Origin of the sequence: Candidatus Nanosynbacter sp. TM7-008, from assembly GCF_022828245.2 — a bacterium.
GTDB lineage: Bacteria > Patescibacteriota > Saccharimonadia > Saccharimonadales > Saccharimonadaceae > Nanosynbacter.
In genome coordinates, this window is the sequence record NZ_CP157587.1 from 358,631 (window position 1) to 380,407 (window position 21,777).

At 42.9% G+C, this 21,777-nt stretch carries 31 protein-coding genes, 3 tRNA genes and 1 pseudogene; 5 read left to right on the forward strand and 30 right to left on the reverse strand.

What is annotated here, in order from left to right; genetic code table 11:
• Positions 1-100 precede the first annotated feature (100 nt).
• The gene (dcm, locus tag LRM48_RS01910; RefSeq protein WP_243812406.1) at positions 101-1,087 is read left to right on the forward strand and encodes a DNA (cytosine-5-)-methyltransferase; all 987 of its coding nucleotides are present in this window, start codon (positions 101-103) and stop codon (positions 1,085-1,087) included.
• 12 nt (positions 1,088-1,099) lie between these two features.
• On the forward strand, positions 1,100-1,894 hold the full coding sequence (locus LRM48_RS01915; RefSeq protein WP_243812405.1) for a hypothetical protein: 795 nt from the start codon (positions 1,100-1,102) through the stop codon (positions 1,892-1,894).
• Between the two features lie 4 nt (positions 1,895-1,898).
• Here LRM48_RS01915 and LRM48_RS01920 read toward each other — a convergent pair whose 3' ends face one another.
• The 22 genes from LRM48_RS01920 to infA all read right to left on the reverse strand — a co-directional run bounded on the left by LRM48_RS01920 (position 1,899) and on the right by infA (position 14,213).
• Entirely contained in the window at positions 1,899-2,189 is a 291-nt protein-coding gene (locus tag LRM48_RS01920) for a hypothetical protein (protein ID WP_243812404.1), read from the reverse strand.
• Positions 2,144-3,187 (reverse strand): DNA cytosine methyltransferase, encoded by a 1,044-nt coding sequence (locus LRM48_RS01925; protein ID WP_243812403.1) that lies wholly within the window; start codon positions 3,185-3,187, stop codon positions 2,144-2,146. Before LRM48_RS01925 ends, LRM48_RS01920 begins: the two co-directional genes overlap by 46 nt.
• Before the next feature lie 610 nt (positions 3,188-3,797).
• Positions 3,798-3,873 (reverse strand) — tRNA-Thr (locus tag LRM48_RS01930).
• A gap of 47 nt (positions 3,874-3,920) precedes the next feature.
• Positions 3,921-4,208: a hypothetical protein gene (locus LRM48_RS01935; protein WP_243812402.1), complete on the reverse strand. Its 288-nt coding sequence runs from the start codon at positions 4,206-4,208 to the stop codon at positions 3,921-3,923.
• A gap of 91 nt (positions 4,209-4,299) precedes the next feature.
• Positions 4,300-4,384: transfer RNA gene (locus LRM48_RS01940), tRNA-Tyr, on the reverse strand.
• A 6-nt stretch (positions 4,385-4,390) separates the two neighbouring features.
• Positions 4,391-4,467: transfer RNA gene (locus LRM48_RS01945), tRNA-Thr, on the reverse strand.
• Between the two features lie 43 nt (positions 4,468-4,510).
• Positions 4,511-5,194, reverse strand: a complete 684-nt coding sequence (locus tag LRM48_RS01950) for a tetratricopeptide repeat protein (protein ID WP_243812401.1) — start codon at positions 5,192-5,194, stop codon at positions 4,511-4,513.
• Positions 5,195-5,204: 10 nt separating this feature from the next.
• On the reverse strand, positions 5,205-6,014 hold the full coding sequence (locus LRM48_RS01955; protein WP_243812400.1) for an AAA family ATPase: 810 nt from the start codon (positions 6,012-6,014) through the stop codon (positions 5,205-5,207).
• Positions 6,015-7,160, reverse strand: coding sequence for an RluA family pseudouridine synthase (locus LRM48_RS01960; protein WP_243812399.1), 1,146 nt, complete (start codon positions 7,158-7,160; stop codon positions 6,015-6,017).
• Between the two features lie 12 nt (positions 7,161-7,172).
• Positions 7,173-8,312: a tryptophan--tRNA ligase gene (gene trpS / locus LRM48_RS01965; protein WP_243812398.1), complete on the reverse strand. Its 1,140-nt coding sequence runs from the start codon at positions 8,310-8,312 to the stop codon at positions 7,173-7,175.
• A gap of 67 nt (positions 8,313-8,379) precedes the next feature.
• Positions 8,380-8,676, reverse strand: a complete 297-nt coding sequence (locus tag LRM48_RS01970) for a hypothetical protein (protein ID WP_243812397.1) — start codon at positions 8,674-8,676, stop codon at positions 8,380-8,382.
• Between the two features lie 33 nt (positions 8,677-8,709).
• Positions 8,710-9,285, reverse strand: coding sequence for a class IV adenylate cyclase (gene cyaB / locus LRM48_RS01975; protein WP_243812396.1), 576 nt, complete (start codon positions 9,283-9,285; stop codon positions 8,710-8,712).
• Positions 9,282-10,145, reverse strand: coding sequence for an alpha/beta fold hydrolase (locus LRM48_RS01980; RefSeq protein WP_243812395.1), 864 nt, complete (start codon positions 10,143-10,145; stop codon positions 9,282-9,284). The genes cyaB and LRM48_RS01980 overlap by 4 nt, the downstream gene beginning before the upstream one ends.
• A gap of 70 nt (positions 10,146-10,215) precedes the next feature.
• Positions 10,216-10,614 carry a 30S ribosomal protein S9 gene (rpsI, locus tag LRM48_RS01985; protein WP_129632884.1) on the reverse strand — a complete coding sequence of 133 codons (399 nt, stop codon included), beginning with the start codon at positions 10,612-10,614 and terminating at the stop codon, positions 10,216-10,218.
• Position 10,615: 1 nt separating this feature from the next.
• Positions 10,616-11,047, reverse strand: a complete 432-nt coding sequence (gene rplM / locus LRM48_RS01990; protein ID WP_129632888.1) for a 50S ribosomal protein L13 — start codon at positions 11,045-11,047, stop codon at positions 10,616-10,618.
• Position 11,048: 1 nt separating this feature from the next.
• Positions 11,049-11,435: a 50S ribosomal protein L17 gene (gene rplQ / locus LRM48_RS01995; RefSeq protein WP_129636875.1), complete on the reverse strand. Its 387-nt coding sequence runs from the start codon at positions 11,433-11,435 to the stop codon at positions 11,049-11,051.
• 2 nt (positions 11,436-11,437) lie between these two features.
• Positions 11,438-12,361, reverse strand: coding sequence for a DNA-directed RNA polymerase subunit alpha (locus LRM48_RS02000; RefSeq protein WP_129632893.1), 924 nt, complete (start codon positions 12,359-12,361; stop codon positions 11,438-11,440).
• 21 nt (positions 12,362-12,382) lie between these two features.
• Positions 12,383-13,003: a 30S ribosomal protein S4 gene (rpsD, locus tag LRM48_RS02005; protein ID WP_129632896.1), complete on the reverse strand. Its 621-nt coding sequence runs from the start codon at positions 13,001-13,003 to the stop codon at positions 12,383-12,385.
• A 2-nt stretch (positions 13,004-13,005) separates the two neighbouring features.
• Positions 13,006-13,395 (reverse strand): 30S ribosomal protein S11, encoded by a 390-nt coding sequence (rpsK, locus tag LRM48_RS02010; RefSeq protein WP_129632899.1) that lies wholly within the window; start codon positions 13,393-13,395, stop codon positions 13,006-13,008.
• Positions 13,396-13,410: 15 nt separating this feature from the next.
• Positions 13,411-13,797: a 30S ribosomal protein S13 gene (gene rpsM, locus LRM48_RS02015; RefSeq protein ID WP_129632902.1), complete on the reverse strand. Its 387-nt coding sequence runs from the start codon at positions 13,795-13,797 to the stop codon at positions 13,411-13,413.
• 2 nt (positions 13,798-13,799) lie between these two features.
• Positions 13,800-13,916, reverse strand: coding sequence for a 50S ribosomal protein L36 (gene rpmJ, locus LRM48_RS02020; RefSeq protein ID WP_129637195.1), 117 nt, complete (start codon positions 13,914-13,916; stop codon positions 13,800-13,802).
• A gap of 54 nt (positions 13,917-13,970) precedes the next feature.
• Entirely contained in the window at positions 13,971-14,213 is a 243-nt protein-coding gene (gene infA, locus LRM48_RS02025; RefSeq protein ID WP_243812394.1) for a translation initiation factor IF-1, read from the reverse strand.
• Between the two features lie 105 nt (positions 14,214-14,318).
• Between infA and LRM48_RS02030 the strand changes: the two genes are divergently transcribed.
• Positions 14,319-14,894 carry a hypothetical protein gene (locus LRM48_RS02030; protein ID WP_243812393.1) on the forward strand — a complete coding sequence of 192 codons (576 nt, stop codon included), beginning with the start codon at positions 14,319-14,321 and terminating at the stop codon, positions 14,892-14,894.
• Positions 14,895-14,945: 51 nt separating this feature from the next.
• Here LRM48_RS02030 and secY read toward each other — a convergent pair whose 3' ends face one another.
• Complete coding sequence (gene secY / locus LRM48_RS02035; RefSeq protein ID WP_243812392.1) at positions 14,946-16,421, reverse strand: preprotein translocase subunit SecY; 1,476 nt, start codon at positions 16,419-16,421, stop codon at positions 14,946-14,948.
• 136 nt (positions 16,422-16,557) lie between these two features.
• Here secY and LRM48_RS02040 point away from each other — a divergent pair, with 136 nt between their 5' ends.
• The gene (locus LRM48_RS02040) at positions 16,558-17,271 is read left to right on the forward strand and encodes an OmpA family protein (RefSeq protein WP_129744666.1); all 714 of its coding nucleotides are present in this window, start codon (positions 16,558-16,560) and stop codon (positions 17,269-17,271) included.
• A gap of 66 nt (positions 17,272-17,337) precedes the next feature.
• On the opposite strand, the gene rplO is transcribed toward LRM48_RS02040, so the two are convergent.
• The 6 genes and pseudogenes from rplO to LRM48_RS02070 form a co-directional block, all read right to left on the reverse strand.
• Positions 17,338-17,811 (reverse strand): 50S ribosomal protein L15, encoded by a 474-nt coding sequence (gene rplO / locus LRM48_RS02045; RefSeq protein WP_243812391.1) that lies wholly within the window; start codon positions 17,809-17,811, stop codon positions 17,338-17,340.
• Between the two features lie 65 nt (positions 17,812-17,876).
• A pseudogene (rpsE, locus tag LRM48_RS02050) lies at positions 17,877-18,401 on the reverse strand (30S ribosomal protein S5); the annotation flags it as partial.
• A 1-nt stretch (position 18,402) separates the two neighbouring features.
• The gene (rplR, locus tag LRM48_RS02055; RefSeq protein WP_129745349.1) at positions 18,403-18,753 is read right to left on the reverse strand and encodes a 50S ribosomal protein L18; all 351 of its coding nucleotides are present in this window, start codon (positions 18,751-18,753) and stop codon (positions 18,403-18,405) included.
• Positions 18,754-18,755: 2 nt separating this feature from the next.
• On the reverse strand, positions 18,756-19,289 hold the full coding sequence (gene rplF / locus LRM48_RS02060) for a 50S ribosomal protein L6 (RefSeq protein ID WP_129632941.1): 534 nt from the start codon (positions 19,287-19,289) through the stop codon (positions 18,756-18,758).
• A gap of 91 nt (positions 19,290-19,380) precedes the next feature.
• Positions 19,381-19,842: a hypothetical protein gene (locus LRM48_RS02065; protein ID WP_426303667.1), complete on the reverse strand. Its 462-nt coding sequence runs from the start codon at positions 19,840-19,842 to the stop codon at positions 19,381-19,383.
• 132 nt (positions 19,843-19,974) lie between these two features.
• Complete coding sequence (locus LRM48_RS02070; protein WP_243812389.1) at positions 19,975-20,529, reverse strand: hypothetical protein; 555 nt, start codon at positions 20,527-20,529, stop codon at positions 19,975-19,977.
• 78 nt (positions 20,530-20,607) lie between these two features.
• On the opposite strand from LRM48_RS02070, the gene LRM48_RS02075 reads away from it, so the two are divergent.
• Positions 20,608-21,255, forward strand: coding sequence for a non-canonical purine NTP pyrophosphatase (locus LRM48_RS02075; protein WP_243812388.1), 648 nt, complete (start codon positions 20,608-20,610; stop codon positions 21,253-21,255).
• Here LRM48_RS02075 and LRM48_RS02080 read toward each other — a convergent pair.
• The gene (locus LRM48_RS02080) at positions 21,218-21,757 is read right to left on the reverse strand and encodes an NUDIX hydrolase (protein ID WP_243812387.1); all 540 of its coding nucleotides are present in this window, start codon (positions 21,755-21,757) and stop codon (positions 21,218-21,220) included. The genes LRM48_RS02075 and LRM48_RS02080 overlap by 38 nt on opposite strands.
• Positions 21,758-21,777: the final 20 nt, after the last annotated feature.

A 21,777-nucleotide genomic window follows, 5' to 3' on the forward strand; every position in this document is an offset into this window, starting at 1 on the left:
CACAGGCTATCTACTTTCGTTATATCACAATTTAGCAGAATAAGCACAAACATAATCATCTTCTCTGTCAAGTGGCCGACAAATATATTATAATCATAGAGTGAATTCAGATACGAAAGCGACAGACACAATAAATACTTTCTTCGATTTTTGTTCTGGAATTGGTGCTGGTAGACTCGGTCTAGAACTTAATGGACTTAGGTGTGTTGGACGATCTGATACAAGTAGATTAGCCGATATCACCTATTGTCTTCTGCACGAATCAGGCGGAGAAAAGAACTACGGTAATCTTAAAAGAATTAAATGCGATCAAATTCCCGATTTTGATATGCTAATTGCTGGCTTTCCATGTCAGACGTTTTCAGTCATGGGAAGAAAGGCTGGCTTCGATGATTCTAGAGGGCAAATAATTTTTCATTTAGCCGAAATTATTAGTAGCAAGAAACCAAAATGTTTTTTGCTAGAAAATGTTCGAGGACTGACGACGCATGATAATGGAAAAACATTCCAGATAATTATTGATTTGCTGAAGAATAAAGGATACTCAATCTATCATAAGGTCTTGAATAGTATTGACTACGGAGTACCACAGATGCGGTGGCGTATTTATGTGGTTGGTTTCAGGAACGATCTCAAAGTAAAAGATTTTGAATTTCCCGATACAGTAGAAAAACCACATTTGTTTGACGGATTTTTAGTTGATGATTATCCAATTTCTAAAGAAAACTTGGAAATACTGCCATATTATCTTAATAACAAAACGAATCAGGGAAAATATGCAGTGAGAGATTTATTAAAAATGGAAGGTAAGGTATTGGATACGCGGATGTCTGACCTAAGGATTTATGACGATAAAGTTCCCACACTACGTGCTCAACGCGATGGGCTTTATTATGTGCATGGTGGAAAGATATACCAGATGAGTGGCTATGAGGCGCTGTTGCTCCAGGGATTCCCCTCATATATCGCGAAAAGAGCAAGAGGTAAAGTTACTGATAGGCATTTGCTGATGCAAGCAGGAAATGCCATGACCGTCAACGTAATTCAAAGTTTAGGACAATTAATAATAAATAAAATTAATAGTTAAGGAGAACTATAAATGCAAAGTTGGCAAGTTTTCGAAGATAAATGTACAGAATATTTAAAGAGCAAATTCTCAGCATACGCCAGTTTTGCTAGTCAGGGCGGCTCCGATTCTACGGTATCTGATATTCTAGTTGAGACTAAGATTGGTAGGGTGTTTTACATAGAAGCAAAAGAAGAGCGAGCACAGTGCGGACAATTTGTTTTGTTTCCGAACAAGGAAACAAGGAGATTCCAATATAGCGAATTTAATAAAACGACGTTAAATGAGTATTCTGAAGACATTATAAATTATCTTAATAAGCACTTTGATAAATTTGCAGACGTAGGAACTGCCGGAGTTGACATAGATATACCTAACGCACAGGAGATTTTTAGCAATTGGATAAAAACTACCTATAGTGAAAAGCGAACGCGTTTCTTTATATCAAAAAATTTCGCGATCGTGCCTCTCGATGATTTTGATAAAGCATTCAGTGTCACTGCAAAATATCGCGTAAAGAAAAGTGGCTCTTCACCTGTACCGGCAAAATATGTAGACAGGGTATCCGATTATATAAAGGCTCATTTTGCTAGTACGAGACTTGCGGTTTTAGAAAAGAAATTAGTTGCTGAGACTAAGCTCTCCGTAGATAAAGTAGAGATTGAGATAGATGGTAATAATTTTATGTTTTCTTATAAGGGCGGTAGCCGTTACGAAATAAGAAAATTATCGAATACATATAACGCTAACGTAATATTCTCAGTAAAATATGTCAACGATAGCTATAAATTATCCGACGAAAAGTTCATTGAAGAACTGAAAGCATAGAAGATTATTTTGTTTCATCTTTAAAATTTATATATTTCTTTAATGCTAATTTATATGTATTAATATAATACTTTCCTATGGGAAAATTAGCATTTGGATATTTTTTCATACGTTCGTTATTTCCAGTATTTTCAAAAATTGAAAGTAGGGGCAACAAGCCGCCACACTTGTATTCCCTATCTAAATCAACGTGAAGTTCGCGAGCCATTCTTCTTAATCTCGATATGTAATCGCCAGCAACTTTGTCTTTTATACCGCTACGTTTGAGCCAATTTTTGAATCCGAATTCGTCCATACGACCTTCCTTGAATGATTAGAGTTTAATAATGAAAGTCCTATTTCTTGTGCTACATATTGTAAAACATTAATGATGACCGAGTTTCCAAATTGTTTGTACGCTTGGTGGTTACTGTCGCTTATTTTGTAAGAATCAGGGAAGCCCATAAGTCTTGCACATTCGCGAGGATGAAGTTTACGAGGTTTTTTATCTATTAAATAGCCACCAGTTTTTGCAAAAACCCCCCCTCCATATGCAGAAAGGGTAATGGCAATGCCCTTAGTGCTATAGATACGTTCGCCTTGTCCGCCTTTATTGACAATGCCCAACCGAATTGTCTTGTTGCTATATTGATTATCTTCAACATCGTTGTAATAAATGTCTGGTCGATCAACATAAAGCCTTTCGGTTTCATCGCATTTATCTAGCAAAAAATCTTCGACGTGCTTCGTTAACTTCATAGGCTCAGGATATTCAAAATCTGAGATACCAAGATCATTTCTAAAACAAACCATATACACACGCTCGCGTTTTTGCGGTACATTATAATCGACAGCGTTAAGAACCTTATAATTAAAGGAATAGCCCAATTCTTCCATTGTAGCCTTGATGACCGAAATCGTTTTGCCGCCATCATGGGATGCAAAATTCTTCACATTCTCCATGAAAACAACCTTTGGACGCTTTTCTTTAACAATTCTTGCTACATCAAAGAATAGCGTTCCACGGCTGTCCTCAAAGCCACGTTGTTTACCGCTAATTGAGAAAGCCTGGCAAGGAAAACCTGCACATAAAATATCATGGTCTGGTATTGTTTTTTCGTTAACTTTTGTGATATCGCCTTCTGGAATAATGCCAAAATTCTTCTCATAAACCTTCTGTGCTGGAACATCCCATTCATTGGCATAGACGCACTTTGCACCAAGTGAATTAAGCGCTAAATGAAAACCACCTAGGCCAGCAAATAAGTCGATAAATGTGTAACCATCTAACAATTTATTTTCAATTTCAATCATAAACCTCCATTCATTGTTATTCTAATAAGATTATAGCGCAAAGCGCTAAAGATTGCAATTAGTTTATGTTAATTTTCGTCATTGATCCTCACATCACACCTCTATATCTATATAAATTGGCCGAAATAAAGAAAATTGATATCTAGAACCATAGTCGCTTCTCCTAAAAGATTTTTGTTTCGGATATAATAACACCCCTCCGAGGTAAATTCCTGCTTGATAATATAAACTGCTTCGAAGTGGTCTTCCTCTTTTAAGGTTCTCCTATATTTACGAGCATGGTCGCGAGTCTTGAACCATAACGAATACAGATGGTTGCGATCATTGTTTACGATAACCTTACAAATTGCTTGTGTGTCAGGCTATTCAGACGAATCGATCCCCTTCATGGCTTTATCGACCAAAAAGTTGCTTGATCGCCCGAATAGCCTAATACGAACTTTATCTCTTATGCCTATAGATTACCCCCCTACTTAAAGTTAATATTGAAAGTATTAGGCATCTTTGCTGCCTTTGTGGAGTAATCAATAAATCTTATGTATACCAAATTGACAACCCTAATTGAACCAACAAAAACTCAGAGACTTAACTCTGAGTTTTCAATTTCGAATGGAGCCACGATCGGGGCTTGAACCCGAGACCTCATCCTTACCATGGATGCGCTCTACCAACTGAGCTATCGCGGCGTAACAGGCTTAATTTTAGCATATTAAGCCATGTTTAATCAACTGGGCTATTTTTTACGAGTGGACTTTTTGGCTGGCGTGCTGGCTTCTTTTGGCAGTTTTGGCGTGACAAATGCCTCTATTATTCCCCACGCTACGCTATTGACTAAGAATGTAACGAACAGTATTCCTGACGCTGATGCCGCCAAGTGTGCTGATGAAGCGTTAAATAATGTCAATAATCCCGCTACAGCTAGCCCAATTATGGCTAACATAATATAAGCGTATTGTAATTTCAATCGTTGGTTTTTTTCGCTATTCCATAATGCCAGAATAGATTTTGTAAATTCAAACATACCTATATAATAGCACATATGCTTATAAAAGTCAATATTACTGCTCTACGCTATCAAAAAGTCGCCAGTTCAGGCGACGATGATTCAAACTTGGTGCTGGAAGTAGGACTCGAACCTACGAAGCCTTACGGCGGGAGATTTACAGTCTCCTGTGATTGCCACTACACGATTCCAGCGTGATGTGGAGCCGCTTCTCGGGCTCGAACCGAGGACCTACGGTTTACAAAACCGTTGCTCTAGCCAACTGAGCTAAAGCGGCAACTGAATTTATTTTATCAATTTTTTCTCTCTGTGACAAGAGTTTACATAACTATTTTTCGTGGTTGATGTATTTTGCGCTGCTGGCGTGGACGTGGCGTGTCGGCTTTCTTTGATGATGTCGTCGGAGTTAGCATTTTTGTAGCTTTCTTACGTAATTCTTCAGCTAGCTCGGTCTGTCCAGCATTGTCATATGCTTCCGCTAAAATTTTCAACGTCTGAGGAATCGGCTCTAATTCGACAGCTTTTTCCAGGGCGTTGATGACCTTCTTTGTATTCCCTATCTTTTCCTGAACCTTAGCGTAAGCGATGTAGCGCGCCGCCAAATCATCTTCCATTTCCAGCGCTTGCTCGAACGCTAGTGACGCCTTTTCGTAATTCTCTGTTTCGTAGTAAATTAAGCCGACGTTATGAAGGCTGGAGGCGCTTGGTTCCAAACTCTGGGCAATCTCAAAACACTCGATGGCGTCTTTATATGCGCGCTGCTTGGCGTATAAAATCCCCAAACGGTTGTACGCCGTGGCGTTTTTCTCGTCGACTCGCAAAATTGTCAATAATGCCTTTTCTGCTCGCAGATATTTATTTTCGCGAATTGATTCCTGAGCAATTCCCCATAACTGGTCAAGCTTTTCAGTAATCTTTGTTGGCAAATCGCCAGTTTCTTTGATTGACGGATGATAAAAAATCGCCCAAATCATTAAAATTAGAATGAGGAGTAATCCAAACATATCTATACTATTATATCACAAGTTGCGTCAGCGCCAGCCTGACGTTGGCGTTAGACTTTAACGCGCTCGCAACAGAAGTGGTTTTTTCAAGTTGCTCTTCAAGCGACGGATTCATTCCGTGGGATAAAGCCTGAAAACGAATCATATTCACTATAATATCCGTCAGCAATATTGCTTTTTGGCGGTCAGAAAAGTATTTGGCGAGATTCTTAAACGTGTTATATTCCCGATTCGTGGCTAAAATTTGCTTTGCGTCGGTGGCTAATTGTCGATATTCGGCGAATTTTTCTGGATTTTCCGCCAGCTCCTTTATTAACAACGGCCGTCCAGCCGCGAGAAAGAGGATCTGCTGGCTGGAAGCTGGGTCTAAATTGTACTTTTCAAGCAATTTTTTATCCTGAGCGGATGTCGTTTTATGAAGCGTCAATGTCTGACAACGAGATCTAACAGTATCAAGCATCAACTTCGGGTTTTTCGCGACAAGGATAAAATTGGTGTTTTTATTCGGTTCTTCTAGTGCTTTCAGGAATGCATTTTGCGATGGCTCGGTCATCGAATCAGCTTCGTCAATGATAATAACTCGACGATTTATGGCGTAAGTTCGGAGCGTAGAGATAAGCTCACGGATTTGGTCAACAGATATGGTTTGCTTTTCTGGAAGCGGTTTCAGATGAAAAGTATCGCTATTTTTTGCTAGCATTTTAGCTACGCCCAGCCCGTCAAGTCCGTAATCCGCAATCACCAAAAGTGCGTGCGGTAATTGCGATGAAATCTGGCTGATTTTTTGAGTATCTCGAGCGGATATAATCACTTCAGGCATCTATAAATCCTCTGGGAAGAATCTCTTGAATTCGTTAGGAATTGCGGCTTCAAAAACTTTTCTCTCACCAGACGGCAAAGTTATCTCTAATTTTTGAGCATGCAACATCATACGACAATCCGAAGACTTTCCGTAAACTCGATCGCCAAGAATCGGCGCATTCAAGTGAGCCAAATGGACACGCAATTGATGAGTTCGACCAGTGGTCGGCTTCAATTCCACAAGCGACTGAGTATCATTTTCCGCCAAAACATGGTAAGTCGTCTGAGCTGGTTTACCGTTCGGATCTATGCGAAACGTGCTCGGCGCCGAAGGATTGCGACCAATCGGCAAGTCAATTTTTGCGGCATTCAACTTTGGCTTGTCGTCGGTTATCGCTATGTAGGTTTTCTTGGCTGTTCGCTCGGCAAATTGCCTCTGTAAATGCGCAGCAGATTCTGGGTTTTTGGCTATGATCAGTAGTCCTGAGGTGTCGCGGTCAAGCCTGTGAACAATTCCTGGACGATCGGTGTCCGTTGCGAATGAGGTTTTGGGGCGAATTATTTCCGCAACCGTCGGCTCGTCAGAAAGTCCACCCTTTGCGTGTGTCAGCAGCCCGCTTGGCTTATTGACGACAATCACATCATCATCCTCGTATAAAATCGGCAAATCAACGTCCGCCTGCTCTTTTTCTGGCAAATTAAGCGCAATCTCATCAGTCTCATCAACCTCAAACTTCGGCGTCGTCACGACTTTATTATTAACCGAAACGTATCTAGCTTTTATATATTTTTGCCAAAGACTTCGGGAAATTGTCGTGTCGAATTTGGTCGATAAATAAATATCCAAGCGAACTTTGGTTGGCGAAATTTGGAACATTATGACATATTTTCCCTGGAACGGCGTTTCGATAAATTCTGGATCTAGTGGATTCGGCAAAATCTCGGCGTTATCTGGTTTTTCCGTCCACAGCTCGTCAATAGATTCTTCGTCAACAATCGAGCCGTAAAGCAATGCAAAATGTTGCTTATTCAAAATAAATTCCGCAAAAACGTGCGACTCGTCCGTTTGAATTTCCAATCGACGCAGTGCTTTGACGGGCGTATTGTCGTCTGCTAATTTGTACAATCTAGCTATTTTCAGCACTGTTCGAGGTAATATTTTCACGCGATTTGCTCCTTATTTTCGAAGCCCCACGGCTTTTTGAACGCGGTACAAAGTTTCATTGGCGACGACATTCATGTCTTTTTCACTGGAAGCCAACTTCTCTTCAATCGCTTGCTCATCAACTGCCGCAAGCCGATTCTGGAAATTCTCCAAAAATTCCGCAACTTCGTCAGCCACGATTCGCTTGAAATCGCCATAACGATCCATTCCAAAGTACTCGTTGGCGGTCTGCTCCAGAGTAACTTCTCTGCCAGCGTCTTGGCGAACCAAAGTCAAAATCTCTAGCAAATTAGAAATTCCCGGCTGATTTTCCTTGTCGTATTGAACTTTGCCAATTGAATCTGTTGTTGCGCTCATTATTTTCTTATGTGCCGATTTTGGATCGTCAGAAAGGAAGATAATTCCCCTGCCGCTCTCATCAGATTTACTCATTTTCTTCGCTGGATTCGCGAGATCTTTAATCCTCAATCCTTGATCTTTTCCGAAGAATTGATGTTGCTGAATTACAGGTTTCGGCACGATAAATAGATCGACAAAGTTACAATAATTCATTCGCTCGCCAAACTTACGATTCATTCGCTCGGCAATATCACGCGTGAACTCCAAATGCTGAGTCTGGTCGTCGCCAACTGGCACGTAAGTCGCGCCGTAAAGTAGAATGTCGGCAGCCATCAGGACGGGATAGTTAAATAGTCCAACAGAAATACCTGTATGAACTACGTCCCACGCTTTCTGTCTACTAGTTGGTAGGCTTATTTTACTGTCAATCTCATCAAGAAATTTGTGTGATTTATCTTTAAACTGCGTCATCCGACCCATTTCGCCAAATCCAGTGAAGCAGTCCAGAATCCACGCCAGTTCACTGTGCGCTGGAATGCGACTTTGGCGGTAAAGATGAATGGAAGGGTTGTCCAGTGGCAATCCGGCGGCGGTATAAACTCGCGCGTTGTTCAGAATGCTGTCGTATAATTTACTGTGGTCAATTGGCGTCGTAAAACTGTGAAGGTCTGGGATGAATAGATTGATATCATATTCGTCCGAGCGACGTTTCGCCATGTTGATGATTGGCAAAATAGCCCCAAAGTAATTACCTATGTGGATGTTGTTGTTGGCGCGCACGCCAGTGAGGATGATGGGTTTTGATGGTTTCATTAAGTATATTATAACATTATTCGATCGTTAAGTAATGGGATGATATTCTCTTTCTAGTTTAACTTAGCTATTGATCTGTAATTTTTAAAGACTTTTTGTATACGGACTCTATGTCTTTTTTTATCTTTCGTAGGGATGATACATCACTGTCCTGGGATGTTGCTATGCCATCAAAGTTACTTGCTAAATCATCCCAGTCAATTGCTGGATAGTCAACTTTATCACAGTTAGTTAATCGCGCCATTGCAAAACATAACGAGCTAAGAGACTCCGCCACCTCATATTTATCTAGCGAATTTCGGTAAAGGTCTATTATTTCACGAGCAATGACAGCCTGTTGAATGTAGTTGTTGTCAACTTTCATGTGTCTATTATGTTTAATATTGATAAGTATACGTTAACTAACGTTATTTTGCAGATTTCTAATGCTCGTGTCGTACGGAATTTTCCATAATTTGCCGTCAATGTTCAGGTTTTTCAGAAAATTGCACATTTGCTGCTGAATATTTTTTACGACGGCACTGTCTTCGGTCAAAACCTCCAGTTCAATAAATAACCCCAATCCAGCAACTTCGTCGATGCAGATCGTATAGTCCTCAGTCTTTGACTCAAGGCGGATTTTATCAACCGTAACGACTTTTTGCCAGCCTAATGCCGTGAGCATTTGGCGCGCCGCATTTCCGTCATCAACTACAAATTCATATTCATCAGACACTAGCTTTGTCTGTCCCTCGGCCTTCAGCGTCATCAAGCTCCGCTGCAGCTCACCAGTTTCCGGATTAAGAACATCGCGCACTCGCATAATTTTCGATCCAGGAACAATTGGCGCGTCAACTTGTTCGGGCAATAGAAAAACCGTATCAATTTGGCGTTTGCTTGAGATGGGCGCGATGAATTGGTCTTTAAGAATGGCGAGAAGATCGCTCTGCGTCATGTCACCCGATATCTTAAATTTGGACTCTACTTCAATCATAAGCTTCCTCGTTTGGATTTTGCTATAAGATGACTCGTTTTTGGTGAATATTCTCCCGCCAAATGCTCTTTCATAATTTCCGACAACTTCTTTGCATATTTATCAGTTATTTCATGCCGCTGAGTTGCCATTGACGTATGAGTGATGTTGTTATGGTCTTTTGCCAATTTCTTCAGGTTTCTCTCGACAATCAGCGGATCGAGTTTTCCAGACAAAATAGCAATCGGAAGAGTGAGCTTAGCAATGTCATTCATTGTCGTCTGATTGATAATCGCAGTATTCAGGGCGATTAAAAACGACTCGGAGGTAACTTCATCAGCCTTAAATCCAGCGTCAGGCCAAATATTGTGCCGATCAGCGAATTGCAAAAAACGTTTCGAGCTGCGCGGATGGCTATTGAAAAACTCATAAAGCGCACGCAAAATCTTCTCTGGATGATGATTTTTTTCGTCAACCCTCGGATAATATATCGGCGGACTACACAAAATCAGCGACTTGCTTAATTTCGGATATTGCTTGGCGAGCTCTACGGCAGCCAGCGAGCCCATAGAATGACCGATGATAATATCGACGTGATTTATGAATTCCCTGCGCAAAGTGGCGACGATGCTTGCGGCTTGGTCATGGGCGTTGTAGGATTTCCAATCAGGCTTGGGCGAATTGCCAAATCCCAGCATGTCAATTGCTATAACTCGCGTGTCCTTCGGCAAATATGGCTCCAGCGGCATCCATGTTCGCCACGAAGTTCCCAGTCCATGAATAAGTAAGATCGTCGCTTTCGGTTTTTCCGGACGAGAAAAATAATGCACGTTCAATGCATACGGAATCCGTAACCAGCGATGGATAATCTTGTCCAACATATTTTTAGTATACTATGAAAATACTCCGCCTGCATGTGAAACGGAGTATTTTGTGATAGCCTTTTCTGTACTAACGCTTAGAGAATTGTTCGCGCTTACGAGCAGAACGAAGACCGTACTTCTTGCGCTCTTTCTCGCGTGGGTCACGTTTCAATAGCTCAGCCTTCTTCAGAACTGGACGCAGGTCGGCGTGAGCTGCAGTCAAAGCCTTTGCAATGCCAAGCTTGATAGCGTCAACTTGACCAGCCAGACCGCCACCTTTAACTAGAATAGTAACGTCGAATTCTTTTTGCTTGCTGACAATTGCAAGTGGGTCGGTTACTTCTGCTAGTAAGGTTTTGTTGCCGTCCAGGTACTCAGCGGCAGGTTTGCCGTTGATAGTGATAGTACCTTTGCCAGGAAGTAGGCGAACGCTTGCTGAAGCACTCTTGCGTCGACCTAAGCCGTAGAAATAAGTATCAGCAGCCATATTACTTTACCTCAACTTTCTCTGGTGTTTGTGCTGTGTGAGCATGGTCGCTACCAGCAAAAATGCGTAGACGCTTTAGGCGCTCTGCTTGCAATTTGTTCTTTGGCAACATACCTTTAACAGCTTCTTCAATAATTCGCTCTGGGTGGCGTTCGCGCATTTCTTTGAATTGCGTTTCCTTAATTCCACCCGGGAAACCACTGTGGCGATAGTAATACTTATCAGTTTCCTTGTATCCAGTAACAACTGTTTGCGCAGCATTGATAACAACTACGTAGTCGCCACCGTCAATGTGAGGAGTGTAAGTTGGCTTGTATTTACCAGTCAAATGCTTGGCAATTTCTGTAGCCAAACGTCCAAGTGGCAATTCGCTAGCGTCAAACAATACCCAACGGCGAGAAACTTCAGATGGTTTTTGTGAATAAGTCTTCATCTTATTTTCCTTCCTTTGGCATTGGTTTAATATCGTCAACAAACTCGATGATCGCCATTTGAGCGCCGTCGCCGACTCGCAAACGTGTTCGTTCAACGCGAACGTGTCCGCTGGTTCGACCACTTAGCTGTGGTGCGATTTCATCAACTAGTTTGTAAGCAGCGGCGCGTGTGCTTAATGCTGCAATCACCTGACGTCGGCTTGCTAGGTCGCCCTTTTTAGCCTTGGTGATGATTTTTTCAATGTGACGCTTTAGTTCCTTAGCCTTTGGCAAGGTGGTCTCGATCTTTCCGTACTCAACCAAGCTGGTAGCCAGACCTTTGAGTAGGGCTCGTCGCTGATCACGCTCGCGGCCGAACTTGCGCCCTTGATATCCGTGTCTATGCATAGTTAAAACTCCAACTCCGCCATCTTGTCACGTACTTCGTCTAGTGCCTTTGAACCGAAACCTTTCAATTCTCGCAAATCTTGCTCAGTCAAAGTTACCAAATCGCGAATAGTGCGGATTTCATTGTTAATTAGCGCGTTCGTCGTGCGGGCGCTTAAGTTTAGCTCTTCGATTGGCATTGCTAGCTCTGACTCTTCGTCTTCCTTAGCTGCGCCAAGTGCTGGCGCGCCAGTTACCATCGTGTTGCCAGCCAAAGCTGTGTATTGGTTGACGAGAATCGCTGCTGCTTCTTCGAACGCCTCACGAGGTGTGATTGTACCGTTAGTTTCAACAGTGATTGCCAATTTATCCAAGTTCGTTTCCTGACCAACACGAGTTGAGTCGACTTTGTAGCGAACGCGCAGAACTGGCGAGTACATTGCGTCGATAGCAATCATGTCGCTGTGCAAACGCTTTTCGCTTGACTCTTCAATTGTCTGGTAACCGCAACCTGCCTCAACTACCAAATCCATAACCAAATGCTTGTTTGGGTCGTCGATTGTAGCAATTACTTGCTCTGGGTTAACAACTTCAACGTCAGCATTAGTTTTAATGTCAGCGGCAGTTACTTCGCCAGCGCCAGTTTTCTCAATGCGCAGTTCAACTGGATCGTCAGTAAATACGCGCAGGTGAACGTTTTTCAAGTTCAACATAATGTCGACAACATCTTCTTTGATGCCCTCAACAGTGGTAAACTCGTGAGTTGCGCCCTCAATCCTGAAAGCTACAACCGCGCCACCACGAACGCTTGACAATAGAACGCGTCGCAATGAGTTACCAAGAGTATTACCGTAGCCTGGGTGAAGTGGCTCGATTAGAAAAGTAGCACTGGTTTCTGAAATATCATCAACGCTCGCGAGTGCTGGATTGTAAATTGCTTTTGCCATAATTCTTCCCTAACCCTTCTTTTATCGTGAGTAATACTCAACAATTAATTGCTCGTTGATGTCAGCTTCTGCTTCCTCGCGCTTTGGCAAACCAGTTACTTCAATCTTCAGCTTCTTGCTATCAGCTTTTAGCCAACTTAGTGGGCCTTGGACTGAATTGTTGATTACATCGTCAATTCGCGTAAAGTACTCTGACTTGGTACTCTTTGGACGAACCGTGATGACATCGCCGGCTTTAACGCGAATCGATGGAATATCGACGCGTCGGCCGTTCAATTCAAAATGTCCGTGGCTAACTAGTTGACGAGCTGCGCGGCGTGATACGGCAAATCCAGAACGATAAACAACGTTATCCAAACGGCGCTCTAATAGCTTCAGCAAGTTTTCGCCCGCCAAACCTTCTTGGGCGCGTGTTGCTTCGTCCATCAAGCGAGCAAACTGCTTTTCAACTAGGCCGTACAAGCGACGAACCTTCTGCTTTTCACGAAGCTGCGTAGCATATAGACTTGGCTTATTCTGTCGACCATGTGCGTGTTGACCTGGAATGCCAGATTTCTTCGCCAAAATTTTATGTGCTTTTGGATGAAGCGCATAACCTTCGCGGCGGCTTTGCTTGACAATTGGTGAATTATCTCGTGCCATAATTATGCCCTCCGTGCCTTTCGTGGACGAACACCGCCGTGAGGCACGCCAGTTACGTCCTTAATGCTTTCTACTGAGATGTCGAAAGCGCTGACCGCACGGATAGCGGCGTCACGACCCAGGCCGACACCTTTCACGAAAACGTCAACAGATTTCAAGCCGTATTGAGTTTTCGCAGCTTCAGCAGCTTTTTCAGCAGCAACCTGTGAAGCATAGGCTGTACCTTTTTTGCTTCCACGGAAACCACATGCGCCAGCTGATGAAGCGGTTAGTACGTTACCCTTCTTGTCGGAAAAAGTAACGATAGTATTGTTAAATGTTGCCTGAATGTGCAGCTGACCAGCTGGGACTGATCGGCGCTGCTTCTTCTTGGTAGATTTTGCGTCTGCCATTTCTTAGTCCTTTCTTTAGGTCTTACTTGCTGCTTTTGGTTGTGTACCGCCCACGGCGATGGCGCGACCCTTGCGAGTTCGTGCATTCGTACGAGTCCGCTGTCCGCGTGTTGGCAGTCCTGCTTTGTGGCGAAGACCGCGATAGGCGTTGATATCCTTCAAGCGCTTAATATTATTTGCCACCAAGCGCTGGAGATCACCTTCAACGGTGTATTCGCTGTCAATAATTTCGCGAATCTTGTTTTCTTCAGCCTCGGTGAGATCTTTCACCCGAGTGGTCGGCTCAATTTTAGCCGCCGCAAGGATGCTCGAAGCGTGCTTTGGCCCAATACCGTAAATATAGGTGAGCGCAATTTGCACCTGCTTCTCTGTTGGGATAACTACCCCAGCAATTCGAGCCATGCTTAACCCTGCCTTTGCTTATTCTTAGGTTTTTTCTTGTTGATGATATATAGTCGGCCTTTGCGGCGAACGAACTTATCATCGGGACTGATTTTTTTCACACCTGCACGAACTTTCATAGAGTGTTTAAATCTCCCTTCCCGAGTAAACCCGAGATTACCGTTAATATTTAACTACCGACCTTGAGATCGATCGTCACGTAGGCGGAAGCTGATTCGTCCCTTTGTAAGATCGTAAGGGGTCATCTCAACCTCAACCTTATCACCAGGCACCAGACGAATATAATGCTTGCGCATTCGTCCTGAAATGTGCGCGATGATACTATGGCCATTCTCCAGTTCCACCTTAAATTGAGTATTAGGCAGTGCTTCCACTACCTTTCCTACCATTTTGATGACTTCCTTTTGACTCGCCATAAGTTACAGTTGTCAATTATACAGTACTAAACACAGTTTGACAAGGGTTTTCGCCGTAAATTTAAGTGCTATAATTGTACTATCAAATTTAACATAAGGATTTTTATGGCAAGCAAGAAAAAACCGGCAAACTTTAAGGTTACAAAATCGAAGAATGAGATAATGACCGCAGCGCTAATCGGTCTGGTGACGGCTTTGATAGTGATAGTTATTGGCGTAATTTTACTACACGCCAACCAAACTTCTGACAAGACATTTCAAACAGCGGAAAAGGTTGATAATGGATCTGTGAACTTGGGGTCTTTGGTCTTTCGAATTGAAGGAGACAAAGCGGTTGTTCGCAACGATTCAGCCACGCAAGAGATTCGCGATTTTCTGAAGGCAGAAGTGAAGAAGTCAGGTTGTAAGGACAATAACGGCGTAGCTGTGGTAATCGCCCATTCTCAAGATGAGAAACAATTGTTATTGGGCTATGGTTGCGGCAATTCTGCGGCACGAATGTTTGCAGTTAAGCAAGACGGCGGATGGAAAGCGATTTCCCCAACCAACCAATTTAATTCGTTCGACATTCCGAGCTGTAAGATGGTTGATGAAAATAACATTAGTAATGAAATTGCGCCAGTCTGCCAAAATGAGAAAAAAGTTGGCGACAATTTATCTTACGATTACAAAATACGATAATCCATTCACAAAAAGAATTCCCCGCTTTTCGGCGGGGATTTTTAATGTCAATTATTTTCTCTTAAACAAACGACGCTTCTTATTCTTCTTTTTATCGCTATCAAGCAGCTCGTCTGGGTCAAAGTCGTCATATGTAACCATCAGCGCACGAGAGTTGACTTGTCGCAGAGTTTCAAGGGCAACAGATACGATAATCAATATTCCAGTACCGCCGATTGACAAGCGCAAACCTTGCAATCCTGTCAAATTGTACGTGAGATATTCCGCAACGAATGGCAGAATAGCCACGATTCCTAGGACAATTGAGCCGAACAAAATCAAGCGATTGACAGTCCTCATAAGGTATTTTTCAGTCTGAGCGCCCGGACGTACGCCTTCAATAAATCCGCCTTGCTTCTGCAGATTTTCGGCAATTTCGTTAGCGTTAAAGACGATTCCAGTGTAGAAATATGTAAAGGCAATAACCAAGATGAAGTATAGCGTTGGATAAATAAATGCCTCAGCCGTGCTTCCTGTGAACGAGCCCGCGTTTGGAGCCTGGAACCAGGTGATCAATTTGTTGGCGGTCGGCAGAAGGTTGGCGTTACCAGACGCTTTCATAACTTGACCAACGAATTGCGGCAAGCTTAGGAATGCAACCGCGAAGATGACCGGAATAACTCCCGCAGCAATCAGCTTAACCGGCAAAATACTCTTTACATCGCCGTAATTACTATTTCCGTGAACGCGCTTTGCGTAGTTAATCGTGATAACTCGCTGAGCTTCGTTGATTTTAACTAGGAAATAAAGGACGATAAGTCCGGCGATTGACATGATTAATATCGTCCAGAACATAACTGGGTTTACAGGGAGAGTGAACCAGTTGAAGACGTTTAAGCTGCCAGATGAAGTATTGAACAGCGAGGAGATTAATGACGCGAGCATTTGCGGTAATTGGCTGATGATACCAGCGAAGATTACGATAGAAATACCGTTGCCGATTCCCTGCTCAGTGATCAACTCGCCGAGCCACATCAGAAGAACAGAGCCTGCCGTCATTGAAGTGATTGAAACGATCCATTCCATCATCGTAGGGTCGGCTAATGTCGTGCTGCCGCCTTGAAGAACTGTTTGCCTTAAGATGAAGATGAAAGCGATTGACTGGACAATAGCAAGCGGCACGGTAATAACACGCGTCCATTGCTGAATTTTTCGACGTCCAGATTCGCCGTCTTTGTGTAGCTCCTCAAGCCTTGGAATAGCTTTGGTCAGAAGCTGAATGATAATACTGGCGGTAATGAATGGGCTGAGTCCAACCAGCACCAGAGAGAAGCTCGACAACGCGCCACCAGATAGCAAGTTCAAAATTCCACCGAGGTCAGATTGCCCAAGCACTGACGAAATCGCGTTACGCAGTTGTGTTGGTTCCGCCAACGGCACTGGAATGTGTGCCAATAATCGATAAACAACGATTATTCCCACGACAATAAATAGTCGTTTTTGCATATCTTTATTTTTCAGTGAGCGAAAAATTATTCTCCAATTCATGTTTTAGCCCCTCATAGTCACTAACAATTCTTAACTCTGTTAATTATACATTACCTTAGCGGATATTTCCATACTAAAAACACAAAAGCGTATGCGTTATAATTGAGTCAATAACATAACGTAAACGAGGTATTATATGCAACAGCAACCTGAAATCCCATCAACTCCACCAATTACGCCACCACCAAACCCAGAATTTCCCCAAAATTATCCACCAAAGAAAAGTAAATTGTGGCTATGGGTTACACTGGCAATTGTGGGAGTGCTGGCGACAATCGGAATAGTGCTAGCAATTGTTCTTGTGTCAAATAAAACCGCTCCTTCAAAAGACACGAATATTTCGCGCAAAGAGGCGATCAAACCTAAGGACGAGAAGAAAAGCGAAGACAAAGAACAGAATTTAGCTAAATCAAATTCAAAATGTTTGACGTCTGCTGATTTTCGAAAAGCCGGCTATGGCCATATGAAAGACGGCTCTTTTACGCTTAGCGACGGTAAATATAATTTTAAAAATGTTTTCTTCAATGCAGATTCGACGCAATATACATATGAAGGAGTTACTGTTGACGAACTGGCTAAACTGGGGTCGCTATATAAATCAAATAGTCAAAAGGAATTTTCAATTGAGCTGGTCGGTCAGACGTATGAAAGTTCAAAGACAAGCGCTGGCACAAAATTAGCCATGGAGCGTGCCGATAAAGTCAAGCAAGGTTTAGTTTCGCAAGGTTTTCCTGAGAATAAGATTATTATCTCTGAGCCAAAAATCGCCAATCACGACAGTAGCGATGACACTGCCGACAGGAATGTGACTATTTATCTAGTCGTGCCGCAAGAATGTAGCGAAAAATAGTCCAAAAATCAGGGCAAAAGAAAATCCCCTTCTCTTCCGAAGGGGATTTATCGTTACCGAGAAAGATTATTTCTCCTCAGCTTCTTTCGCGCTTTGGCGTATAGGTGTAGCTACTTTCTCAAATGAGCCACCGGCTTTTTCGATAGCAGCAACAACTGAAGCTGAGGCGGCTTGTACTTTCAAGTCAATCTTAGCCTTCAATTCACCACGAGCAATCACCTTGACCGTGTGGAAAGGAGTTGCAATGTAGCCTTCAGTGAACAACAAAGCATTGTCAACAGTCTTGCCGTCAAATGCGTTCAAGTGATCCATGTACACAACTTGAGCTGGAGTTCGCAAACTCTTGAATCCGCGAGCCTTTGGCACAGCTTGAGCTAGTGGACGCTGACCACCCTGGAACATTACGCGAAGCTTCTTACCTGTTCGGGCGTTCTGACCTTTAGTACCGCGACCAGCAGTTTTACCTTGACCGGCAGCAATACCGCGACCAACGCGCTTTTTATTCTTGTTTGCTGAAACTTGGAGATCATTGTACTTCATTATTTAGCCTCCTTTTTAGCAACCTTTTTTACAGGCTGAGCGCTTAGCCATTGATCGCGTGGAACTAATGACTTTAGAGCTTCGATAGTCGCGTAAGCGATGTTAACCTTGTTGGTTGATCCGAGAGATTTGGTCAATAGGTTACGAACACCTGTTACGCCGATAATCTGACGAACTACACCACCAGCGATAATACCTGTACCAGGAGCGGCTGGCTTGATCAATACGCGTGCGCCAGAGAATTTAACTTCGCTGTCGTGCGGAATTGTCTCACCGTTTAATGGCAATGTAATCAAGTGCTTTTTAGCGACTGACGTAGCCTTAGCAACTGCAGCTTGAACGTCTGCACCCTTGGCAACACCAACACCAACTTTATCTTTGCGGTTACCAACAACCACCAAAGCCTTAAATCGGAAACGGCGACCACCTTTAACCACGCGAGAAACGCGGTCAATGTTGATTACCAACTCTTCAAACTCTTTTGGTGCGTCATCGCGCACATTTCGCCGGTCATCGCGGCGACCACCACGTGGATTTCGAGGTCGACGACCTTCTGCACGTGGGGTAGTATTTGCAGCTTGCTCTGCCATACTAGAACTCCAATCCTTCTTGGCGCGCAGCATCAGCCAAAGCCTTTAGGCGGCCAGCGTATTGACGACCATTGCGGTCAAACACTACTGCGCTAATCTTAATTTTCTTTGCTTTCTTAGCAATTTCAGTACCGATAGCAGCACTTTTTTCAGTCATCGTGCCAGTCGCTTTTGTGCCAACTGTAGTTGCTGCAGCCAATGTTTTACCAGCCACATCGTCAATCAATTGCGCGCTAACGTGCAAATTGCTAATAGTAACTGTCAAGCGTGGGCGCTCTGCCGTACCTGAAACCTTAGCGCGAACGCGGTTTTTGCGAAGAGCGCGGTTGAGTAGCTTCTTATTTTCAGCCATGATTACTTACCTGTCTTTCCTGCTTTACGCAAAATCTGCTCGTCGACGTACTTGATACCCTTGCCCTTGTATGGTTCAGGCTTCTTCAATGCGCGGATTTCCGCTGCAACTTGGCCGACTTGTTGTTTATTGATACCGCTAACAACGATAATCATTTTTTCGTTGGTAACAGTTACGCCTTCTGGGGCTTTGTATTTGACTGGATGTGAAAATCCAAGTGCCATTTCTAGCTCGTTGTTGCTTGAGCTAACACGGAAACCGACACCGTTAACCTCTAGGCGTTTTTCATAACCTTTGGTTACACCGATTACCATGTTGTTGATTAGCGCGCGCATCAGACCATGCTGACTACGGGCTACTTTGGACTCGTCCTTAGGATGTACCGTGACTTGTCCGTCTTCGACTTTCACCTCAACTGCTGGTGTGATGAATTGCTTCAATTCACCCTTTGGTCCTTTAACGACCACATCACCAGAGTCAACCGTGATTGTCACACCGGCCGGAATAATCACCGGCAGTTTTCCGATTCGACTCAGACTCATTACTCACCTTTCGTGTGATTTGATATTAACCCTGGTATTTTAGCATAGATTAGGGGTGAAATGCAAGGTTTTTTGAGCGTTATACCTAGTTGCCGTACGGGATAAGCAGAATGACTGCCAAAATAGCGAAAGTGACGTAAGTTGATAATGCTGCTTTGGTCAAATACGGCTCTTTCATATCGTAGATTTTACGCACTTCGTAATAATCCCATAGCCGCCAACCAGAGATCATTAAAAGAATGCCAGCGAAGATGCTTAAATAGCCGCTGACATCGATATGCCAAAGAAAGTTTGGTGCATCAATTAGAGAGATGAGCATAGCCACTCCCACCGTCGACCAAAAGCGTATCTGGGGTTTTCGCCCGACAGCAATAAAGCAGGCAGCGGCGACCATAATTAACTCAACGAGAGGGTTTCCCGTAAATAGCACCTGAACATAATAACTGGGGATTGATAACAAAAAAGGTAAAAAATCAACGGCTAAGACGTCTTTAGCAGTTATTTCTGCTTGGTTTGATGTTTTTGTCATATGGAGGAAGCTACGCATATGTTTACAGTATAGCAAAATATATTGACATCAAGATCTGTATTAGACGAAGCTAGTTAATCTGGGGCATAAAAAATAAACGCCCTGCACAAGAGGGCGTTTATTTTGTTTATTGCGATGTTTAATACACCTTCAACAACAACTCGCCGCCAGAGCTTGATCAACCGGCGTCTGTATATGACTTTCATCAATTGAATACTCCAGAACGCATTCACGAAAAAGATCGTCAGACTCTTTACTGTATTTTATATACGAAGTACGAAAAAGCGTATTAACAGAGCTCTCATCGTGAGCCTTACGATACGCCATATCAATTTGCTTACACCACGGAGAAATCTGAACTTCGCGTAGCTTTTTACTCAGTTCACTTCGGTCAACTTCTACTATACTTCGATTCATTTCTATTCCGCACTCGCTAGCAGCCCTCAAAATATCATCTTCTGGAATGACTAATTTATCAAACTCTCGCAGTGCCTTATCGTATGTCTTTTTCGCTTCTGGGCTATATAATTCAGCATCCATAAAACAAATGTCGCCATAAGTTTTTGCAGACAGTATGATATCGCTCAGAACAAAGAGCTCATTGTCTTGAAGACACTTCAAAACGTATTGAGCTAATAAATGTTCATAAATATGAGCGATTAGCCCGTCGTTATCGGCTGTTTTGTATATGGATGAAATTATCATTGCTTGGTTCGATGATATTATAATGTCGTCAAATTAGCAATTTTTCGATATTTATGATAATTGGTATAATCATACTCAATGATAGCAACTATACTTTTCGCCACCAAAAACCCAGGCAAATACGCAGAATTTGTCTCCGCGTTTCATAAATTCTCTCCGCAGATGCCAATTATTTCGTTGGCAGATTTAGATTATCAAATACCTGACTGCATAGAGACAGGCACAACATTTGAGCAAAACGCCCTACTGAAAGCACGACACGCAAGGAATCATTTGCATAGAAATGACAAAAACCTGATAATTATCGCCGATGATTCTGGAATGGAAATTGAGGCCTTAAATGGCGAGCCTGGCGTATTTACAAGACGCTGGGATGGTCACGAGATGAGCGATCAAGAAATCGTAGATTATTGCCTGAAGAAGCTTGAAGATAAAACAAACAGGCGAGCGCAATACACAACGTGTCTTGTAGCAAACTTCCCTGACGGTCGTGAGGAAGTGATTTTTGGGAAAAATTCTGGTGTTATCTTAACTGAGCCACGTGAGGAATCACGACTCAAAGGCATGCCGTTTCGGGAATTATTTTTCGTACCCGAGCTTAATATGATGTTTCACGAAGTGCGCGAACTGCCGAAATTAAAGCGTAATGGATATTCACTCGGGCATGAAGTTGCAGTCGAAAAATGCGCTAATGTGATACAGGAAAATTTATTTGACTCTGTATAGCAGCTTTCAACTCTGCGCTTTCGTTTGCCCATGGAATGTGTTGCGTGAGTTCATCAACTGTTACAAATTTAGCATACCGTATCTGCTCTTCCTGTATTTGCTCTTCGTCCTCGTTCTGTTGATGTAAGATATACTCATCAGCATTCTTATTAAGTTTCAGGCTAACCCGAAGTTGTAAGTACTCGTCATCATTTTTTAAGTTATCTGTCTCCAAGATATCGTAATAGCCAAAGAACTTATACTGACTAGACACGCTGTCTGTATTGATTCCCGTCTCTTCTTCTACTTCACGTACGATGGTTTGCAAGTAGGTCTCGTGTTTATTTGGTTTTCCACCGGGCAGCTGCCACTTTCGACCATCTTTAGAGACGATGACTATTTTATTATCGTAAGTAAAAAGCCAAGCATATACCTGTTTTACCGGAAGAGTCTGATCTTCTGGGCGAATTTCTTTACCGCCCTTCCAAGTGCGTGCCTTAATAGTTTTTCTTATGGCGTCCATGATATCTCCTAAATTTATTG

What these genes read in the sequence shown, in the direction of transcription:
- LRM48_RS01915 (WP_243812405.1), top strand. Translation starts at nt 1,100, where the DNA reads ATGCAAAGTTGGCAAGTTTTCGAAGATAAATGTACAGAATATTTAAAG.
- LRM48_RS01920 (WP_243812404.1), bottom strand. Translation starts at nt 2,189, where the DNA reads ATGGACGAATTCGGATTCAAAAATTGGCTCAAACGTAGCGGTATAAAA.
- LRM48_RS01925 (WP_243812403.1), bottom strand. Translation starts at nt 3,187, where the DNA reads ATGATTGAAATTGAAAATAAATTGTTAGATGGTTACACATTTATCGAC.
- LRM48_RS01935 (WP_243812402.1), bottom strand. Translation starts at nt 4,208, where the DNA reads ATGTTTGAATTTACAAAATCTATTCTGGCATTATGGAATAGCGAAAAA.
- LRM48_RS01950 (WP_243812401.1), bottom strand. Translation starts at nt 5,194, where the DNA reads ATGTTTGGATTACTCCTCATTCTAATTTTAATGATTTGGGCGATTTTT.
- LRM48_RS01955 (WP_243812400.1), bottom strand. Translation starts at nt 6,014, where the DNA reads ATGCCTGAAGTGATTATATCCGCTCGAGATACTCAAAAAATCAGCCAG.
- trpS (WP_243812398.1), bottom strand. Translation starts at nt 8,312, where the DNA reads ATGAAACCATCAAAACCCATCATCCTCACTGGCGTGCGCGCCAACAAC.
- LRM48_RS01970 (WP_243812397.1), bottom strand. Translation starts at nt 8,676, where the DNA reads ATGAAAGTTGACAACAACTACATTCAACAGGCTGTCATTGCTCGTGAA.
- cyaB (WP_243812396.1), bottom strand. Translation starts at nt 9,285, where the DNA reads ATGATTGAAGTAGAGTCCAAATTTAAGATATCGGGTGACATGACGCAG.
- LRM48_RS01980 (WP_243812395.1), bottom strand. Translation starts at nt 10,145, where the DNA reads ATGTTGGACAAGATTATCCATCGCTGGTTACGGATTCCGTATGCATTG.
- rpsI (WP_129632884.1), bottom strand. Translation starts at nt 10,614, where the DNA reads ATGGCTGCTGATACTTATTTCTACGGCTTAGGTCGACGCAAGAGTGCT.
- rplM (WP_129632888.1), bottom strand. Translation starts at nt 11,047, where the DNA reads ATGAAGACTTATTCACAAAAACCATCTGAAGTTTCTCGCCGTTGGGTA.
- rplQ (WP_129636875.1), bottom strand. Translation starts at nt 11,435, where the DNA reads ATGCATAGACACGGATATCAAGGGCGCAAGTTCGGCCGCGAGCGTGAT.
- LRM48_RS02000 (WP_129632893.1), bottom strand. Translation starts at nt 12,361, where the DNA reads ATGGCAAAAGCAATTTACAATCCAGCACTCGCGAGCGTTGATGATATT.
- rpsD (WP_129632896.1), bottom strand. Translation starts at nt 13,003, where the DNA reads ATGGCACGAGATAATTCACCAATTGTCAAGCAAAGCCGCCGCGAAGGT.
- rpsK (WP_129632899.1), bottom strand. Translation starts at nt 13,395, where the DNA reads ATGGCAGACGCAAAATCTACCAAGAAGAAGCAGCGCCGATCAGTCCCA.
- rpsM (WP_129632902.1), bottom strand. Translation starts at nt 13,797, where the DNA reads ATGGCTCGAATTGCTGGGGTAGTTATCCCAACAGAGAAGCAGGTGCAA.
- rpmJ (WP_129637195.1), bottom strand. Translation starts at nt 13,916, where the DNA reads ATGAAAGTTCGTGCAGGTGTGAAAAAAATCAGTCCCGATGATAAGTTC.
- infA (WP_243812394.1), bottom strand. Translation starts at nt 14,213, where the DNA reads ATGGCGAGTCAAAAGGAAGTCATCAAAATGGTAGGAAAGGTAGTGGAA.
- LRM48_RS02030 (WP_243812393.1), top strand. Translation starts at nt 14,319, where the DNA reads ATGGCAAGCAAGAAAAAACCGGCAAACTTTAAGGTTACAAAATCGAAG.
- secY (WP_243812392.1), bottom strand. Translation starts at nt 16,421, where the DNA reads ATGAATTGGAGAATAATTTTTCGCTCACTGAAAAATAAAGATATGCAA.
- LRM48_RS02040 (WP_129744666.1), top strand. Translation starts at nt 16,558, where the DNA reads ATGCAACAGCAACCTGAAATCCCATCAACTCCACCAATTACGCCACCA.
- rplO (WP_243812391.1), bottom strand. Translation starts at nt 17,811, where the DNA reads ATGAAGTACAATGATCTCCAAGTTTCAGCAAACAAGAATAAAAAGCGC.
- rplR (WP_129745349.1), bottom strand. Translation starts at nt 18,753, where the DNA reads ATGGCTGAAAATAAGAAGCTACTCAACCGCGCTCTTCGCAAAAACCGC.
- LRM48_RS02065 (WP_426303667.1), bottom strand. Translation starts at nt 19,842, where the DNA reads ATGCGTAGCTTCCTCCATATGACAAAAACATCAAACCAAGCAGAAATA.
- LRM48_RS02070 (WP_243812389.1), bottom strand. Translation starts at nt 20,529, where the DNA reads ATGATAATTTCATCCATATACAAAACAGCCGATAACGACGGGCTAATC.
- LRM48_RS02075 (WP_243812388.1), top strand. Translation starts at nt 20,608, where the DNA reads ATGATAGCAACTATACTTTTCGCCACCAAAAACCCAGGCAAATACGCA.
- LRM48_RS02080 (WP_243812387.1), bottom strand. Translation starts at nt 21,757, where the DNA reads ATGGACGCCATAAGAAAAACTATTAAGGCACGCACTTGGAAGGGCGGT.